This window comes from Canicola haemoglobinophilus, from assembly GCF_002015075.1.
Taxonomy (GTDB): domain Bacteria; phylum Pseudomonadota; class Gammaproteobacteria; order Enterobacterales; family Pasteurellaceae; genus Canicola; species Canicola haemoglobinophilus.
Map to the genome: position 1 here is coordinate 98,926 of NZ_MUXZ01000018.1, position 15,982 is coordinate 114,907.

A 15,982-nucleotide genomic window follows, 5' to 3' on the forward strand; every position below is an offset into this window, starting at 1 on the left:
GATTGCTGATTGCTGATTGGTATTGTTATTTAAAAATAATTTTAAAGCTTCTAAATGACTTGCGGCACACCCAATTTCTCCTGGAGTTAAAAAAGTATCAGGCGTAGAGAGAGTAAATAATTCTTCTTTGGATAAATTGCGAGCCATAATAGCATCATAAAAATTAGGTAAAATGCCTAATTTTTTCGCCTCATTGATAATATGATTACGGCGAATATGATTGTTTTTATCAGAGATAAAAAAATGGAACATAGAATCCTCTTTAAATAAAAATTACGATAACAGCAAATTCTACACTATTAGCCTCAATATGAGTAAATAAAAAATTTGTGTCAACGAAAGCATTTTCTTTTAGCATAAATTTACAATGGCATAATAGTATGAATAAAGTCAATTTATGACTATTTAAGTACGTTAATTTTCTGTTTTTTCCTTAAATTCACATAGATCTTCAATAATACAAGAACCACATCTTGGTTTTCTTGCAATACAAGTATAACGACCATGTAAAATTAACCAATGATGTACATTTAGTTTAAATTCAGGTGGTACAACTTTTAATAATTTTTCCTCTACTTTTATCACATCTTTTCCAGGTGCGAATCCAGTACGATTAGATACTCGAAAAATATGGGTATCTACGGCAATAGTGGGGTGACCAAAAGCAGTATTTAAAACCACATTAGCAGTTTTTCTTCCCACTCCAGCCAAGGCCTCTAGTGCTTCCCGATTTTCAGGCACGCTACCATTATGTTTTTCAATTAAATCACGGCAAGTTTTAATAATATTTTCAGATTTGCTATTGTATAAACCGATAGTTTTGACATATTCCTTTAAGCCGTCCAATCCAAGATCTAAAATTGCTTGTGGCGTATTGGCAACAGGAAAAAGTTTATCTGTTGCTTTGTTTACCCCTTTATCCGTTGCTTGTGCGGAGAGAATGACCGCTATAAGCAATTCAAAAGGCGTACTAAAATTTAGCTCTGTGGTTGGGTGAGGGTTTTGCTTACATAGGCGAGTTAAAATTTCAATGCGTTTTTGTTTATTCATTTTTTATTATCTATCAAATTTTTGATCGCTAAAATAATACCTAAACCGATGAAAGCGCCGGGAGGTAGAATGGCTAATAAGAAACTACTATCTAATTGAAATAGATCGATTTGTAAATTTTTTGCCCATTTGCCAAATAGATTTTCTATGCCTGCAAATAATTTCCCTGTACCCCAAATTTCACGCAATGCACCTAAAATAAACAGGCTAAATGTCATACCAAATCCCATAGCAAATCCATCAAAAATAGAATGTAATACTGTATTTTTTGAGGCAAATGCCTCTGCACGTCCAATTACAATACAATTAGTCACAATTAATGGAATGAAAATACCTAAAGACTGATAAAGATTGTAAGTATAAGCACTCATGATTAGCTGTACGATAGTTACCGTAGTCGCAATAATCATTACATAAATAGGAATACGAATTTCTTGCGGAATTTGTTTGCGCAACAAAGAAACCATTGTATTACTACAAATCAAAACAAGAATAGTCGCAATCCCCAAGCCTAAAGCATTTGTCGCTGAGTTTGATACGGCAAGCAATGGACACAGTCCTAATAGTTGAACGAGAGCGGGGTTGTTATGCCAAAAACCTTGTTTAAATAAATGTACCCAGACACTTTCAGTTTGAGTTTTATTTGCTATTACATTAGCTTGTTCAAGCGTATCTAAAGTGCGGTGTGTTTCTGATAAGTTTTTTATATTCATTGTTTATTCTCTGCGTTGAGCTGATCAAACTTTGTAAGCAGTATTAGCCCAGAAGTTTTTACTTGATTTACTACCGCTCTAGGCGTAATTGTTGCACCAGTAAATTGATCGAATTTACCGCCGTCTTTTTTTACCGCCCAATCGGTAATATTTTCTGGTTGCAATATTTTATGGTTAAAACTGAGCACCCAATCAGAAATCCGTAATTCCACTTTATCGCCTAGTCCGGGGGTTTCTTGATGTTCAGTAATACGAATACCTAACACTTCTCCCTGTGGCGTGATCGCGACTAACATTTTGATATTGCCAGAATAACCATCAGGTGCGACAGTTTCATAAGCATAAGCGCTAATTTGTTGGTTTTTAGTTGCAGTGCAAAGTTTATTTATTCGGTATTGTTTTGCTAAAGGAGAAGACAGAGGTTGGCAACTGGCGAGCAAATCGTTGTCATAATAATCTTTAGGCATTATTTCCGCTAAAAGCATTTGTTCTTGTTGTGCTACTGCTAGGGCAATTTTATCTTTAGTGAGCCAATATACCAAGCTGGAAAGTGCGGTACAAATAAAAGCAACTAATCCTAGTATTACACCGTACTTTCCAGTTATTTGTGCAATTTTCATTATTTAGCTCCTTTTTGGCGGTGTCCCACGACAGGTGGTCGAGTATAGTGATCGATCAGCGGTACACAGATATTAGCAAGCAAAATGGCAAAAGCAACGCCATCAGGATAGTTTCCCCAAAAACGAATTAAACAAATTAATAATCCAACTAAAGCACCGAAGATCAGTTTTCCTTTTGGTGTAATAGAAGCTGTAACGGGATCTGTAGCAATAAAGAAAGCACCAAACATTGTTGCACCGCTGACTAAATGCCAAATTGGATTTGCCGCCACTGGTGCAAATAGCCAGTTTAATGTTGCAAAGATAAAAAGTGTGGCTAAAAGTGCGGTTGGAATTTGCCAATGAATAATTTTTTTCCAAATCAGGAAAATTCCGCCGAGTAGAAAGAGTAAATTGACTTGTGTCCAGCCTAGCCCTTCCCCAATACCTCTACTTCCTAATGGCAATATTGAACTAAAAATAGGTGAAGAGCTGACCTCATGTAGCGAACTCATGTTACTTCTTAGTGCAGTTTTAACCGCATCTAATGGGGTCGCTTGGCTAATACCATCAATAGTTGATGTTAATTGGTTTAAATTAAAGCCATCAGTAGTGATGCCTTGGAAAATGAGTTTGTAAGCATCCGTAAAATGCGGCGGTTCACTCAGTAATTGAATTGGCGGCAACCAAGTGGTCATTTGCAACGGAAATGAAATAAGCAAAATAACATAGCCAACCATAGCTGGATTAAATAAATTTTGTCCTAATCCGCCATAAACATGTTTGCCTAAAATCACGGCACAAAATGTGCCAATAATAATGATCCAATAAGGTGCGTAAGGTGGGATAGCAACGGCAAGGATAAGTGCGGTCAAAATCACACTGAAATCGCCAATATAAAATAATTTTGGTTTTTTACGCAGTAAGGTAACAACAAATTCAAGAATTAAGGCTGTAATAATGGCTAATCCTGATTGGATCAAAACACCAACACCAAAGTAATAAACTTGTGCAGCGATCGCTGGCAACATGGCAGCTATCACCCATAGCATTATACGAGCTGTTAATTTCCCCGAATGTGTATGGGGCGAGCTAATCATTTTGAACATGTAAAATCTCTTTATTTATCTTGAATTTCAGACTGTTTCTTGGCTAATTGTTTCGCTTTTGCTCGAGCAATTGCGGCAGCAACCGCAGCTTTTTTCGGATCTACTCCAGATTGCACCGCACTTTCTGCAGCATTTTGTTCTGAACTTTGTCCATTGTTATCAAGTTTTGATGCTGTATCTGAGTTAGTTTGTTGAGCTAGTAGTTTTTTCGCTTTTGCTCTTGCAATGGCGGCAGCAACCGCGGCTTTTTTCGGATCTATTCCAGATTGCACAGCACTTTCTGCAACATTTTGTTCTGAACTTTGTGTATTGTTATCAAGTTTTGATGTTGTATCTGAATTCGTTTGTTGAGCTAATTTTTTCGCTTTCGCCCGAGCAATTGCCGCAGCAACTGCGGCTTTTTTCGGATCTACTTCAGATTGCACCGCACTTTCTGTTGCATTTTGTTCTGAGCTTTGTGCATTGTTATCAAGTTTTGATGTTGTATCTGAATTCGTTTGTTGAGCTAATTTTTTCGCTTTCGCCCTAGCAATTGCTGCTGCAACTGCAGATTTCTTCGGATCTGCATCAGATTGAATTGCACTGATTTCAGCATTTTTTTCTGGGTTTTCAACCGCACTTTCTATCGTCCTTTCTCCCGAATTTTGCAGCTCTTCAGGGATATTTGAACTGGCTTGTTGACGAGCTAAACGGCGCGCTTTGCGTTGCGCCATGATGTCGCTATTATCAGGTACCACCTCGCCTTTAATATTTATCTGTGTTTTTTGCTCGAGGTTGTTTTCTTGAGTGTCTGCTGATTTTTTCGCCTTTAAGCGCTCAAGCGCTGCTTGTACTGGATCAATGCCTTTTTGTTGCGCCATTTCTGCTCGGCGATTTTCCGCTGCTTTATTTGCTCTTGCTCGGCGTTCTTGTTCTTCTTTTTCTAAACGCGCTTGGCGAGCTTCAAAACGAATTTTTGCTTCTTCTGCTTTTTGTGCTTTCTCTTTTATTTCCCAAATTTTCGCTTTTTCTTGGCGGAAATATTGAATAAGAGGAATATGACTTGGGCAAACGTAAGCACATAAGCCACATTCAATACAATCTTTTAGCGCATATTCTTCAGATTTTTCATGATCCTCTGCACGAGCAAACCAATACAATTGTTGTGGCATTAAATGGACTGGGCAAGCATCAGAACAAGCTGAGCAACGAATACAAGACTGTTCGGCAGCTGGTGGTTCATATTCAAAATGATCTGGTGCCAATAAGCAGTTAGTTGCTTTGGTTATAGGCGCATACAAGTTTGGCAAAATAAAGCCCATCATTGGTCCGCCCATAAAAACAGGGAAACGCTCGTCATATTGATAGGAAACTTGTTTGAGCACATGAGAAATTGGCGTGCCAAAAGGAACCCAATAATTTCCTTTTTGTGCAATTTTATCGCCCGTTAAGGTAACAACACGTTCAATTAAAGGCTCATCATCAATAATGGCACGTTTAATCGCAAAAGCGGTTCCCACATTGTGCATTAACACACCAATGCTGGAAGAGCGTTGTCCACTGGGTACTTCAACCCCAGTAAGTATTTGAATAAGTTGTTTTGCTGCACCAGAAGGATATTTGGTTGGAATAACACGAATATCAATATCATTAGCACCATGTAATCCTTGCTGTAATGCTTCGATTGCCTCAGGTTTATTATCTTCAACAGCAATCACGACTTTTTCTGGGCTGAGAATATAACGGAGAATACGGATACCTTCGATAATTTCTTCGCTGTAATCACGCATTAAGCGATCATCACAGGTAATATAAGGCTCACATTCTGCGCCATTAATAACCAATAATTTAACTTTATTTTCAGCAGATTGGATTTTCGCAGCAGCAGGGAAAACGGCGCCCCCTAATCCTGCGATACCTGCTTGGTAGATCTTGTCGATTAATTGCTCTCTGCTTAGGCTGAGAAAATCTTCCACAGGTTGTTTTTCTCGCCATTGATCTAAGCCGTCTGCCTCAATTTCGATACTGATTTCACTTAGTCCCGAAGGATGTGCGGCAACATAAGGCGCAATATTTTTGACGATACCTGATGTTGAAGCATGAACTGGTAAAGCTTTTAGACCTGAGCCAATGGTTAAGGCTTGACCTTTTAATACCTTATCGCCCACTTTAACTAAAATATTACCCGCACTTCCAGCGTGTTGCTTAATTGGTATGTAAAATCTGTTAGCTAAAGGTAAGTTTTGTATAGGGTTTTGGTTAGATTGAGATTTCATTTCTGGTGGATGAATTCCACCATAAAAATCCCAAAGTTTACCTGAATTGTAATTAGTTAAAATATCTAAATGCTGTGTCATTCCCAATTCTCCTATTTCCTTATTCGCCTAGAATAATTTTTTTCTGTGTTGATGTGGTATCAACAATGGGAATAACTAGCTTAGGATCGAATTTCCAATCCCAATTATCAATATTTTGTTTTACTTTTATCATGGAAATACAATCTGTGGGGCAAGGTGCGACACAAAGCTCACAGCCTGTACAAAGATCGGCAATGACAGTGTGCATTGCTTTGTTTGTACCAATAATGGCATCAACTGGGCAGGCTTGAATGCATTTTGTGCAACCTATACACATTTCTTCATCAATAAGTGCAACTTTAGGGGTTGGATCTTCGGCGAAGTCCCCTGTTGGCGCATCAACACCTAATAAATCCGCTATTTTGACCACAAGAGGTTGGCCACCGGGCACACATTTAGTAATTTCATCGCCATTAGCAATAGCTTGAGCATAGGGCTTACAACCGGGATAGCCACATTGACCACATTGACTTTGAGGTAACAACGCATCAATTTTTTCCACAATAGGATCGCCTTCCACTTTTAGCTTGATTGAGGCGAAACCTAAAATTGCACCAAAAATAACAGCAAGAGCAGCAATTGCTAACAGGACATAATGTAAGGTTGTCATTATTTATACTCTCACTAAACCAGTAAAGCCCATAAAGGCAAGTGACATTAATCCAGCGGTAATTAGCGCAATAGAGGCACCACGAAAGGGAAGTGGAATATCTGCAGCGGCAAGGCGTTCACGCAGAGCGGCAAATAGCACAAGGACGAGGGAAAAACCCAGTGATGCACCAAAACCATAAATGACAGATTGAGTTAGGTTATGGGCTAAGTTGACATTAAGCAATGCAACACCTAGAACAGCACAATTGGTCGTAATTAAAGGAAGAAAAATACCAAGCAAGCGATAAAGGGTAGGGCTGGTTTTGTTAATAACCATTTCCGTAAATTGTACGACAACTGCAATAACAAGGATAAAAACTAGGGTTCGCAAGAAATTGGCATTTAATGGAGTTAATAAATAACGTTCAACTAAATAAGCACATAAAGACGCAACAGTAAGCACAAACATAGTGGCTAATCCCATGCCAATAGCCGTTTCTATTTTTTTAGAAACGCCCATGAATGGACATAGTCCCAAGAATTTCACTAGCACAAAGTTATTAATAAGTGCGGTACTAATAATAAGTAAAATATAATCTGTCATAAGTCTTCAATGGATTTTTTTAAGCCGTATATTATCTCTATTTCTTATGCTAAGAACAATAGAAAAATTAAATCGCGGCAAAATGCACCGCACTTTTAAGGTTTTATTTAGACGAGTTTTTTATCGAAGTTAAAAAATCGCTGAATGTTGGTGTACTAAATTGAAAACCAGCATTGAGCAATTTTTGTGGAATGGCTTTTTGGCTGTCTAACAGAAGGCTGGCTCGCTCACCTAATACTAATCTGAGTAAAAATTTAGGCACAGTGGCGAAATAAGGACGTTTTAGCCATGAGCCTAATTGTCGGTTGAAGTCTTGATTTTGTATTGGCGTTGGTGCAACGAGATTAAATGCGCCCTGACATTGTGAATTGGCGAGTAGGAATAAAATGCTTTGCAACATATCTTGTAGGCTAATCCAAGCCCAAAACTGTTTTCCATCGCCTAGCTTTCCGCCAAATCCATAGCGATATACTGGCAAAATTTTTTCTAGCGCCCCACCTTGATGAGAAAAAACGATACCTGTGCGTAACAAACAAACTCTAGTGTTGGCTTTTAAAGCTGTGTTTTCCCATTGCTCGCATAATTGAGCCGTAAATTGATTGCCATAAGGGGTATTTTCAGTAATGAGTTTATCTTGTTGATCGCCATAATAGCCGGTAGCTGAAGCTGAAATAAAACAATGGGGCGGTGTTTCGCTATTGTTAATAAGTGCGGTCAATTTTTCGGTTAATTTGATACGACTTTCAAGTAGCGTTGTTTTATATTCGGCAGTCCAAGATTGCGCAAAAATTGGTGCCCCAGCAAGATTGATAATGATGTCAAATTCATTGAAATGCACATAATCAGATAAATCTTGTACTAGTTTGACTTGGCTTGGCAATTGTTGGCGAGCTTGTTCAAGATTTCTCACTAAAGCAGTAATTTGATATTTTTGTTCAAGTAATAGGGGAATTAAATGTGAGCCAATTAATCCAGTGGCACCCGTGATAAATACCTTCATCTTATTTCCCCTATCCTGATCTTATAAAGAGCTTTCAAACAATTGTTGGATATGAGTAATTAAAACTTGAATATCTGTGCCAGTTGTTGGCGTCACAAAAATAGTATCATCGCCAGCAATAGTGCCTAAAATCCCCTCTGATTTCCCTACTGAATCCAGTAATCTGGCAATTAATTGTGCAGCGCCCGGACTGGTTTTGATCACAATTAATGACTCATTATTATCCACATCTAAAACGAGATTTTTTAATGGGCTACTGGTATTTGGCACACTTAACTCATTAGGCAAGCAATACACCATTTCCATGCGAGTATTGCGGGTTCTAACCGCACCAAATTTTGTCAACATACGGGAGACTTTGGATTGATTAATATGAGTGAATCCCATTTGTTGCAAGGCATTGACAATCTCACTTTGTGAGCCAAAACGTTCTTGAGCGAGTAATTCTTTGAAGGCGTTGACTAAGCTATCAGCTTTTTCATTGATCATTATCTATTCTCTGTTTATTAAAATCGGAGAATTCTGCATAAAAATGCAAAATAAGTAAATAAATTCTATATTTATTGTCTTTTTTTCAACATTTAAAAATAATTTTTATTAAAAGTTTGAGGTAGATCGCACAATTTAACTTCTTTGTTTGAAATACAAACTTGAAAGTTCTAAAATTCGGACAGTTTAATTTGTAACTATATATGAGTATAAGGAGTTCTTAAATGAAAGTAGCAGTTTTAGGCGCAGCAGGCGGTATCGGTCAAGCATTAGCCCTCTTATTAAAACTACAATTACCAGCAGGTTCAGAATTGTCATTATATGACATTGCACCTGTTACACCGGGTGTTGCAGCTGATGTAAGCCATATTCCAACAGCAGTAAAAGTTCAGGGTTTTGCTGGTGAAGATCCAACTCCAGCTTTAGAGGGCGCTGATGTTGTATTAATTTCTGCTGGTGTGGCTCGTAAACCAGGTATGGATCGTTCAGATTTATTTAATATCAATGCTGGAATTGTTAAAAACTTAATTGAGAAAGTGGCTGCAACTTGTCCAAAAGCTTGTGTAGGAATTATTACTAACCCAGTAAATACCACTGTTGCTATTGCAGCGGAAGTATTGAAAAAAGCGGGCGTTTACGACAAACGTAAATTATTTGGTGTAACCACATTAGATGTATTACGTTCTGAAACTTTTGTTTCTGAATTAAAAGGTTTGAATGTTTCTCGTACTGCAGTTCCTGTAATTGGTGGCCATTCTGGTGTGACTATTCTTCCATTATTATCTCAAGTTCAATATGCAGAATGGAAAGAGGAAGAAATTGCGCCATTAACAAAACGTATTCAAAATGCTGGTACAGAAGTGGTTGAAGCGAAAGCTGGTGGCGGATCAGCTACACTTTCAATGGCTCAAGCAGCTGCACGTTTCGCTCGTTCATTAGTGAAAGGTTTAAGTGGCGAAACCGTTGTTGAATGTACTTATGTAGAAGGCGATGGCAAATATGCTCGTTTCTTTGCGCAACCAGTTCGCTTAGGTAAAGAAGGGGTAGAAGAAGTTTTACCAGTAGGACCATTAAGTGCATTTGAACAAAAAGCCTTAGAAGATATGCTGCCAACTTTACGTGCAGATATTGAGTTAGGCGAAAAATTTGTCAATAACTAACCGCACTTTATTGTTGTTACAGTAAAAATTTAGTTTTACAGCGATATAATTTAGTCAGGATCAAAGAGGATAAAGCCTTTTTGATCCTTCTTATTTTCCTGTACAATACAGCGAATTATTTTTCCCCTAACAAAATTCTCAATGAAACCTATTTTTCTTGAACTACGTCATTTAAAAACACTTATTGCTTTGAAAGAAACTGGCAGTGTTTCCTTGGCAGCTAAGCGAGTTTATTTAACTCAATCCGCACTTTCTCATCAAATCAAATTATTAGAAGATCAATATGGCCTACCTTTATTTGAGCGTAAAAGCCAGCCTTTGCGTTTTACAGCTGCTGGAGAACGTTTGATCAAATTAGCAAATGAAATTTTACCTAAAGTGGTGGAGGCTGAGCGCTCTTTATCTAGAATTAAGCAGGGCGAGGCTGGCGAATTAAAAATTGCAGTAGAATGTCATACTTGCTTTGATTGGTTAATGCCAGCTATGGACAACTTTCGTCAACATTGGTCTTTAGTTGAGTTAGATATTGTGTCAGGTTTTCATACAGATACCATTGGTTTGCTATTAACGCATAGAGCCGATTGGGCAGTGGTATCCGAAATTGAAGAAACACCGGGAATTATTCATAAGCCGTTGTTTTCCTATGAAATGGTTGGCTTATGTGCAAAAGATCATCCTTTAGCCATGAAAGAAGTTTGGCAAGCTGAGGATTTTATTGAGCAAACCTTGATAACTTATCCCGTACCTGATGATATGCTCGATTTGTTACGTAAAGTTTTACACCCAAAAGGCATTAATCCGGCTCGCCGTACAAGTGAGTTAACTATTGCGATTATTCAGCTTGTGGCAAGTAAACGAGGGGTTGCAGCATTGCCATTTTGGGCGGTTAAACCTTATTTAGATAGAGGGTATGTGGTGGCAAGAAAAATCACTGATGAGGGATTATACAGTAATCTTTATGGCGCATTTCGTGAAATGGATAGCGAAGTGGCTTTTATTGATGATTTTTATGAAACCGTTAAATCACAAAGTTTCTCCACCCTACCCGGATTGTCTATTTTAGAATAGTTGTTGTATGTCTTATAACGAGTTTATAACAAAGCTCAGAGGGATGTTACCTCTGTCAGTTTCATGGTTTTAACTCAAAGAATTTTTATTTCAATAGTTAAGGAAAGTGAATGTTAAACGTAAAAATTCCCTTCATACTGGGCTCAGTATTATTAGTTGGTTGTTCTAGTGCAACTTCAGTACCTAAACAGGCAACATATAGCAAACCTAGAATTGAACAAAATTTTGCTGATTATGTACAATTTTTGAAATCTAAAGCTGCGGAGCAAGGCGTATCAAAATCTGTATTAAATGCGCAGAATAATATTCTTTATATTCAAAAGGCTGTGGATTTAGATCGTCAACAAGCAGGACGAGCAAAAAAACGCCCAGCTAATCAAGCTCCTGTTAGTAATCCACATGGCACAACTCAATATCTCAAGCGTGTTTTAACCACAAACAAAGTGAATATTGCAGAACGTCGCTATTGGGAACAATTAGCTCAATTAGAGCAAGCCAGCCAGCGTTTTGGTGTGCAAAAAGAATATTTGATGGCTCTTTGGGGCATGGAAAGTAGCTTTGGATATTATCAAGGAAACTTTGATGTTCTTTCAGTGCTTGCTACATTGGCTTTTGAAGGACGCCGTGAAGCACTTTTTAGCAAAGAATTTATTGCTGCGATGAAAATGTTGCAACAAGATAATATTCAACGTAATAAGATGTTAGGTTCTTGGGCTGGCGCAATGGGGCAAACACAATTTATGCCTAGTTCCTATTTACGTTATGCACAAGATGGCGATAAAGACGGTCAAAAAGATATTTGGAAAAATCATTATGATGTGTTTGCTTCTATCGCTAATTATTTGCATACAGTAAGTTGGAATGACAAATTACCTTGGGGTGTTGAGGTTACTTTAACGCAACCGTTGGATTTATCCATTTCAGGAACTGAATTGCACAAAGCTCGTTCATTAAAAGACTGGCAAAAACAAGGTGTTGTGCTGAAATCTCATTCCTTTGAAAATCAGCAAAAATTGACCGCACTTTCACAAGCGGAACTTTGGTTAGTACGCCCTGATCGTGAATTAGGGCGCGCTTTCCTTGTGTCAAATAATTTCAGAACCTTGTTAGATTGGAATAAATCTAATTATTTTGCGATTAGTATAGGAATGTTTGCGGATCAAATTAAACAGAGAGTTGGTTTGTAGGCATTTATTTGCAGGCTTAAATTAATCTTTAAGCCTTAACTAATTTGTAAATCTATCGTCAATTTAAGCTGATTTTGCTAAGATAAGGCTCATTTTTTTCTGGTAAGGATTTTTTTATGCGCTGTCCTTTTTGCTCAATGGAAGAAACCAAAGTGATTGATAGTCGCTTAGTTTCAGATGGTTATCAAGTTCGCCGCCGTAGAGAATGTGGGTATTGTCATGAACGTTTCACGACCTTTGAAAGTGCGGAAGTTATTGTGCCTAAAATTATCAAAAATGATGGATCACGCGAACCTTTTAATGAAGATAAATTGCGCCGAGGTATTCAGCACGCGTTAGAAAAACGCCCTGTCAGTTCTGATGATGTGGAAAAAGCGATTAGCCGAATAATTTATCAGCTACGCGCAACAGGTGAGCGAGATGTAAAAAGCCAAGAGCTTGGGCGTATGGTAATGGCAGAGCTGAAAGAATTGGATAAAGTCGCTTATATTCGTTTTGCCTCCGTTTATTTAAGTTTTGATGATATTAATCAATTTACCAATGAAATTGAAAAATTAAAGGATTAGTTATGCAGTCAACATTTTCATCACAAGATGAATATTTTATGCAAATTGCTTTAGATCTTGCGGCAGAAGGCATATTTACTACAACGCCAAATCCAGCAGTTGGTTGCGTATTAGTAAAAAATGGCGAAATTGTTGGACGAGGTTTCCATTTTAAAGCGGGGCAATCTCATGCAGAAGTGATGGCATTGCGTGATGCTGGAGATAAGGCGAAAGGGGCGACTGCCTATGTAACTTTAGAACCTTGCTCACATTTCGGTAGAACTCCGCCTTGTGCTCAAGGGTTAATTGATGCTGGGATTAGCAAGGTTATTGCTGCAATGACAGATCCAAATCCACAGGTTGCTGGCAAAGGGTTAGCTATGTTACAAGCGGCAGGGATTGAAAGTGCGGTCGGATTATTGGCAGAAAAAGCGGAATTGTTAAACAAAGGTTTTTTAACTCGTATGAGAACGCAAAAACCTTTTGTGATTTTGAAAATGGCAGTGAGTCTTGACGGAAGAACAGCGATGGCGAGCGGCGAAAGTAAATGGATCACAGGGGAATTATCTCGCCAAGATGTACAAAAAGAACGCGCGAAGGCATCTGCGATTTTATCTACAGCAAAAACAGTATTGGCAGATGATCCAAGTTTAAATCTTCGTTGGGAGCAATTTCCGCCAGAATTACAACAAAGTTATAAAGCGGAGAATGTGCGTCAGCCTGTTAGAATTATTCTTGATCGTCAACATCTTGTTAAGCCTCATCATAAATTATTTCAAACTCAATCGCCTGTTTGGCTCGTTGGGGATTCAGATCGAGATATTTCCGATTTTCCAGACTTTTGCCAATATATAAAATTATTGCCAAGCAATGAACATTCTTATTTAAAGACCTTGTTGTTTGAGTTGGGGAAACGCCAAATTAATAGCCTTTGGCTAGAGGCGGGTGCAACTTTAGCTGGCGCATTTATTGAGGAAAATTTAGTGGATGAGTTGATTATTTATATGGCACCTAAATTGTTAGGTAATCAAGCTCGTGGCCTTTGTCATTTACCTCATTTGCAACATTTAGCGGATGCGCCAACGTGGCAATTATTATCTTTGCAGCAAATTGGCGATGATATTAAGCTGAATTATCAGCGTAAAATCTCATAATAAAAAGAGTAGGATAGTCTAATGATAAAAAAATTAATTCAATCAGTAATAGCTGGATTAGCTGCTGCCGCATTAGTCCTATTTTTATTACCGCTCTTTAAAGATAGACATTCCTTAACTAACCTCTTTTCAACTCAAAAAGAGATTATTTCTTATAAAGATGCTGTCCGTATTGCCTCTCCAGCCGTAGTAAATGTTTATAACCAAGCCTTTGCTTCTGCTACCAATAATTACCAGTCGCAAGTGAACAACTTGGGATCGGGAGTAATTATGTCAAAAGATGGTTATATATTAACGAATAAGCATGTTATTCAAAATGCAGATCAAATTGTGGTGGCGTTGCAAAATGGGCGTATTTTTGAGGCAAGTTTAGTAGGCTCTGATAATTTGACGGATTTAGCAGTGCTGAAAATTCGCGCTGATAATCTTGCTACTATTCCGCAAAATCCAAAACGCCAAGCTCATGTAGGCGATGTAGTTTTATCTATCGGTAACCCTTATAACTTAGGACAAAGTGTATCACAGGGTATTATCAGTGCCTTGGGACGTAATGCAGTGGGGGATTTTATTGGTCGGCAAAATTTCATTCAAACAGATGCTTCTATTAATCGAGGTAATTCTGGTGGCGCCTTAATTAACTCTGCAGGAGAATTGATTGGTATAAGTACGTTGAGTATTGGCAAAAATGCCAATGAGATCGCAGAGGGGTTAAATTTCGCTATTCCTATTGAGTTAGCCAATGATGTGATGCAAAAAATTATCCGAGATGGCAGAGTTATTCGTGGTTATTTTGGTGTACAAAGCGATATTTTATTTAGCAATGGAAAAGGCTTGAGAGAAAAAGGCATTTTAATTACCTCTGTTTTACCTGGCAGTCCAGCCCATAAAGCAGGTATTCAGCCGGGCGATGTTATTATGAGTTTTAATGGTATCGAGGCTATTTCTCCAGCACAAATGATGCAAGTCATTAATAATACCAAGCCTAATACCACAATGAATGTGGTCATACAACGTTTAGGCAATACAATGACTTTGCCTGTGGTAATCGAAGAATATAAGGTGAATTAATAGATAGACGTTGCTAATAGTTTCTAGAACTTTTAGTAACTTTTTTATGTCGATAACTAATATTTAATTCCATATATAAATTTATTTCTAATGTCTTTTATTTTTACAGATGAACTCATCAAAAAGTTAGCTTTCTCAACTTTATTTTTCCAGCTATCTGGCTTGTCCTTAATTTCTGTAAATAAAGAATAAAATAAGTATGATTTTGTATGAGGGCAATTTTTATGCCATGCTTTTTTGCTACTACAATAATGAATAACGACAATAGGAGAAACAAGTTCTTCAAATTGATTTAATTTAAATTTACGGCGTATCCTATTTCTTAGTGCAGGCATAAAGTTAAATCTTGGATTAATCATTTTTGTATGATCCTTGAATATAAAATTCAATATATCTTGATCTTGATACTCTATATTAGGGTATTTTTGTAAGAATGAAATAGAATTTTCATATACATTAAGCGCTCTAAATTTGATTAAATCAATCAATAGAACTCCAGCATTAAAATATATATCATCTTCATTCAATCCTATTTTATATTTGTATCCATTTAAATATTCAACGTAGGAATCTATACAAGCAGCGATTGCATGATTCTCTAAATTTAACTCCCAAAGCTCAGTTAAATCATGAAGCACAAGAGTATCTACATCAAGATAAATAACTTTATCAAGGTTAGGTAAATAATAATCTAATTTTAATCTTGCATAGGTTGCAATAGAAATATATGAAATAGTATTAGGAAAGTTTAAGAAATCATTTTTATCTATACTAATGAAATTTATGATAACACTGTTTTTATTAAATATTTCTAGAATTTTATTTTTACTTTCAGAAGAAATTCCTAGGTCTAATATATAAAAATCTATTTTTTTTCTCGTGTTTTTTAAAATACTAAATATACTAACTGATAAATATGGGGCGTAATTGTCATCGCAGCTAAAAACTATATTCATTATGATGCCTATAATATTTATATGATATTAAATTTGTTGAAGATTTATTTTTTAGAGGTGTTTAATATAAATTTAAATCTTTTAACTCTATCTTTAAAATTAAAATATTCTCTTAATATTTTCACCCTCAAACTTTTTTATTTTTCATGTTATCTGTAGTTGAGATGTTACTCTCCATAGACAAATCAGGCTCAACGCAGAATGGAATTATAGATAAATAAGGAATTTTGGTTTCCCAATATCTTTCCATTTGTGTATCAACTTCATAAACCCATTCGTAACAATGTGTTAGTAGTTTTTGTGCAGCTTTTGGTGTTATAAAATATCCAGTCGTATTTGCCCAACTATAATAA

18 protein-coding genes are annotated in these 15,982 nt (G+C 37.0%); 6 read left to right on the forward strand and 12 right to left on the reverse strand.

The window, feature by feature from the left end; translation table 11 throughout:
- The 10 genes from B0186_RS11685 to argR all read right to left on the reverse strand — a co-directional run.
- Positions 1–252, reverse strand: a 252-nt coding sequence (locus B0186_RS11685) for a glycosyltransferase family 25 protein (RefSeq protein ID WP_211272424.1), incomplete at its 3' end; no start/stop codon positions are given.
- Positions 253–414: 162 nt separating this feature from the next.
- Positions 415–1,050, reverse strand: coding sequence for an endonuclease III (gene nth, locus B0186_RS07020; protein ID WP_078218666.1), 636 nt, complete (start codon positions 1,048–1,050; stop codon positions 415–417).
- Positions 1,047–1,763 (reverse strand): electron transport complex subunit E, encoded by a 717-nt coding sequence (locus tag B0186_RS07025; RefSeq protein WP_078218667.1) that lies wholly within the window; start codon positions 1,761–1,763, stop codon positions 1,047–1,049. Before B0186_RS07025 ends, nth begins: the two co-directional genes overlap by 4 nt.
- On the reverse strand, positions 1,760–2,383 hold the full coding sequence (rsxG, locus tag B0186_RS07030) for an electron transport complex subunit RsxG (RefSeq protein ID WP_078218668.1): 624 nt from the start codon (positions 2,381–2,383) through the stop codon (positions 1,760–1,762). Before rsxG ends, B0186_RS07025 begins: the two co-directional genes overlap by 4 nt.
- Complete coding sequence (gene rsxD / locus B0186_RS07035) at positions 2,383–3,471, reverse strand: electron transport complex subunit RsxD (RefSeq protein ID WP_078218669.1); 1,089 nt, start codon at positions 3,469–3,471, stop codon at positions 2,383–2,385. Before rsxD ends, rsxG begins: the two co-directional genes overlap by 1 nt.
- Positions 3,472–3,482: 11 nt before the next feature.
- Complete coding sequence (rsxC, locus tag B0186_RS07040) at positions 3,483–5,807, reverse strand: electron transport complex subunit RsxC (RefSeq protein WP_078218670.1); 2,325 nt, start codon at positions 5,805–5,807, stop codon at positions 3,483–3,485.
- A gap of 19 nt (positions 5,808–5,826) precedes the next feature.
- Positions 5,827–6,417 carry an electron transport complex subunit RsxB gene (gene rsxB / locus B0186_RS07045; RefSeq protein ID WP_078218671.1) on the reverse strand — a complete coding sequence of 197 codons (591 nt, stop codon included), beginning with the start codon at positions 6,415–6,417 and terminating at the stop codon, positions 5,827–5,829.
- Between the two features lie 3 nt (positions 6,418–6,420).
- Entirely contained in the window at positions 6,421–7,002 is a 582-nt protein-coding gene (gene rsxA, locus B0186_RS07050; RefSeq protein ID WP_078218672.1) for an electron transport complex subunit RsxA, read from the reverse strand.
- Between the two features lie 103 nt (positions 7,003–7,105).
- On the reverse strand, positions 7,106–8,002 hold the full coding sequence (locus B0186_RS07055; protein WP_078218673.1) for a TIGR01777 family oxidoreductase: 897 nt from the start codon (positions 8,000–8,002) through the stop codon (positions 7,106–7,108).
- A 21-nt stretch (positions 8,003–8,023) separates the two neighbouring features.
- On the reverse strand, positions 8,024–8,491 hold the full coding sequence (argR, locus tag B0186_RS07060) for a transcriptional regulator ArgR (protein ID WP_078218674.1): 468 nt from the start codon (positions 8,489–8,491) through the stop codon (positions 8,024–8,026).
- 224 nt (positions 8,492–8,715) lie between these two features.
- Between argR and mdh the strand changes: the two genes are divergently transcribed.
- From mdh to degS, 6 genes are all read left to right on the forward strand, one after another.
- Positions 8,716–9,651 (forward strand): malate dehydrogenase, encoded by a 936-nt coding sequence (gene mdh / locus B0186_RS07065; protein ID WP_078218675.1) that lies wholly within the window; start codon positions 8,716–8,718, stop codon positions 9,649–9,651.
- A 141-nt stretch (positions 9,652–9,792) separates the two neighbouring features.
- Positions 9,793–10,719: a LysR family transcriptional regulator gene (locus B0186_RS07070; protein WP_078218676.1), complete on the forward strand. Its 927-nt coding sequence runs from the start codon at positions 9,793–9,795 to the stop codon at positions 10,717–10,719.
- Positions 10,720–10,829: 110 nt separating this feature from the next.
- Positions 10,830–11,906, forward strand: a complete 1,077-nt coding sequence (locus B0186_RS07075; protein WP_078218677.1) for a lytic murein transglycosylase — start codon at positions 10,830–10,832, stop codon at positions 11,904–11,906.
- Positions 11,907–12,022: 116 nt separating this feature from the next.
- The gene (nrdR, locus tag B0186_RS07080; RefSeq protein WP_078218678.1) at positions 12,023–12,472 is read left to right on the forward strand and encodes a transcriptional regulator NrdR; all 450 of its coding nucleotides are present in this window, start codon (positions 12,023–12,025) and stop codon (positions 12,470–12,472) included.
- A gap of 2 nt (positions 12,473–12,474) precedes the next feature.
- A complete protein-coding gene (gene ribD / locus B0186_RS07085) occupies positions 12,475–13,605 on the forward strand; it encodes a bifunctional diaminohydroxyphosphoribosylaminopyrimidine deaminase/5-amino-6-(5-phosphoribosylamino)uracil reductase RibD (RefSeq protein ID WP_078218679.1) in 1,131 nt (376 codons plus the stop codon).
- Positions 13,606–13,626: 21 nt separating this feature from the next.
- Positions 13,627–14,673, forward strand: coding sequence for an outer membrane-stress sensor serine endopeptidase DegS (gene degS / locus B0186_RS07090; protein ID WP_078218680.1), 1,047 nt, complete (start codon positions 13,627–13,629; stop codon positions 14,671–14,673).
- Between the two features lie 56 nt (positions 14,674–14,729).
- Here the strand turns inward: degS and B0186_RS07095 are convergent, their stop codons facing one another.
- On the reverse strand, positions 14,730–15,629 hold the full coding sequence (locus B0186_RS07095) for a glycosyltransferase family 8 protein (RefSeq protein ID WP_115072817.1): 900 nt from the start codon (positions 15,627–15,629) through the stop codon (positions 14,730–14,732).
- Between the two features lie 127 nt (positions 15,630–15,756).
- A partial coding sequence (locus tag B0186_RS07100) for a glycosyltransferase family 25 protein (RefSeq protein ID WP_143411936.1) occupies positions 15,757–15,982 on the reverse strand: 226 nt, incomplete at its 5' end.

Bases quoted from the DNA above. Each gene is read 5' to 3' on its own strand.
- nth (WP_078218666.1), bottom strand. From the start codon at position 1,050: ATGAATAAACAAAAACGCATTGAAATTTTAACTCGCCTATGTAAGCAA.
- B0186_RS07025 (WP_078218667.1), bottom strand. From the start codon at position 1,763: ATGAATATAAAAAACTTATCAGAAACACACCGCACTTTAGATACGCTT.
- rsxG (WP_078218668.1), bottom strand. From the start codon at position 2,383: ATGAAAATTGCACAAATAACTGGAAAGTACGGTGTAATACTAGGATTA.
- rsxD (WP_078218669.1), bottom strand. From the start codon at position 3,471: ATGTTCAAAATGATTAGCTCGCCCCATACACATTCGGGGAAATTAACA.
- rsxC (WP_078218670.1), bottom strand. From the start codon at position 5,807: ATGACACAGCATTTAGATATTTTAACTAATTACAATTCAGGTAAACTT.
- rsxB (WP_078218671.1), bottom strand. From the start codon at position 6,417: ATGACAACCTTACATTATGTCCTGTTAGCAATTGCTGCTCTTGCTGTT.
- rsxA (WP_078218672.1), bottom strand. From the start codon at position 7,002: ATGACAGATTATATTTTACTTATTATTAGTACCGCACTTATTAATAAC.
- B0186_RS07055 (WP_078218673.1), bottom strand. From the start codon at position 8,002: ATGAAGGTATTTATCACGGGTGCCACTGGATTAATTGGCTCACATTTA.
- argR (WP_078218674.1), bottom strand. From the start codon at position 8,491: ATGATCAATGAAAAAGCTGATAGCTTAGTCAACGCCTTCAAAGAATTA.
- mdh (WP_078218675.1), top strand. From the start codon at position 8,716: ATGAAAGTAGCAGTTTTAGGCGCAGCAGGCGGTATCGGTCAAGCATTA.
- B0186_RS07070 (WP_078218676.1), top strand. From the start codon at position 9,793: ATGAAACCTATTTTTCTTGAACTACGTCATTTAAAAACACTTATTGCT.
- B0186_RS07075 (WP_078218677.1), top strand. From the start codon at position 10,830: ATGTTAAACGTAAAAATTCCCTTCATACTGGGCTCAGTATTATTAGTT.
- nrdR (WP_078218678.1), top strand. From the start codon at position 12,023: ATGCGCTGTCCTTTTTGCTCAATGGAAGAAACCAAAGTGATTGATAGT.
- ribD (WP_078218679.1), top strand. From the start codon at position 12,475: ATGCAGTCAACATTTTCATCACAAGATGAATATTTTATGCAAATTGCT.
- degS (WP_078218680.1), top strand. From the start codon at position 13,627: ATGATAAAAAAATTAATTCAATCAGTAATAGCTGGATTAGCTGCTGCC.
- B0186_RS07095 (WP_115072817.1), bottom strand. From the start codon at position 15,629: ATGAATATAGTTTTTAGCTGCGATGACAATTACGCCCCATATTTATCA.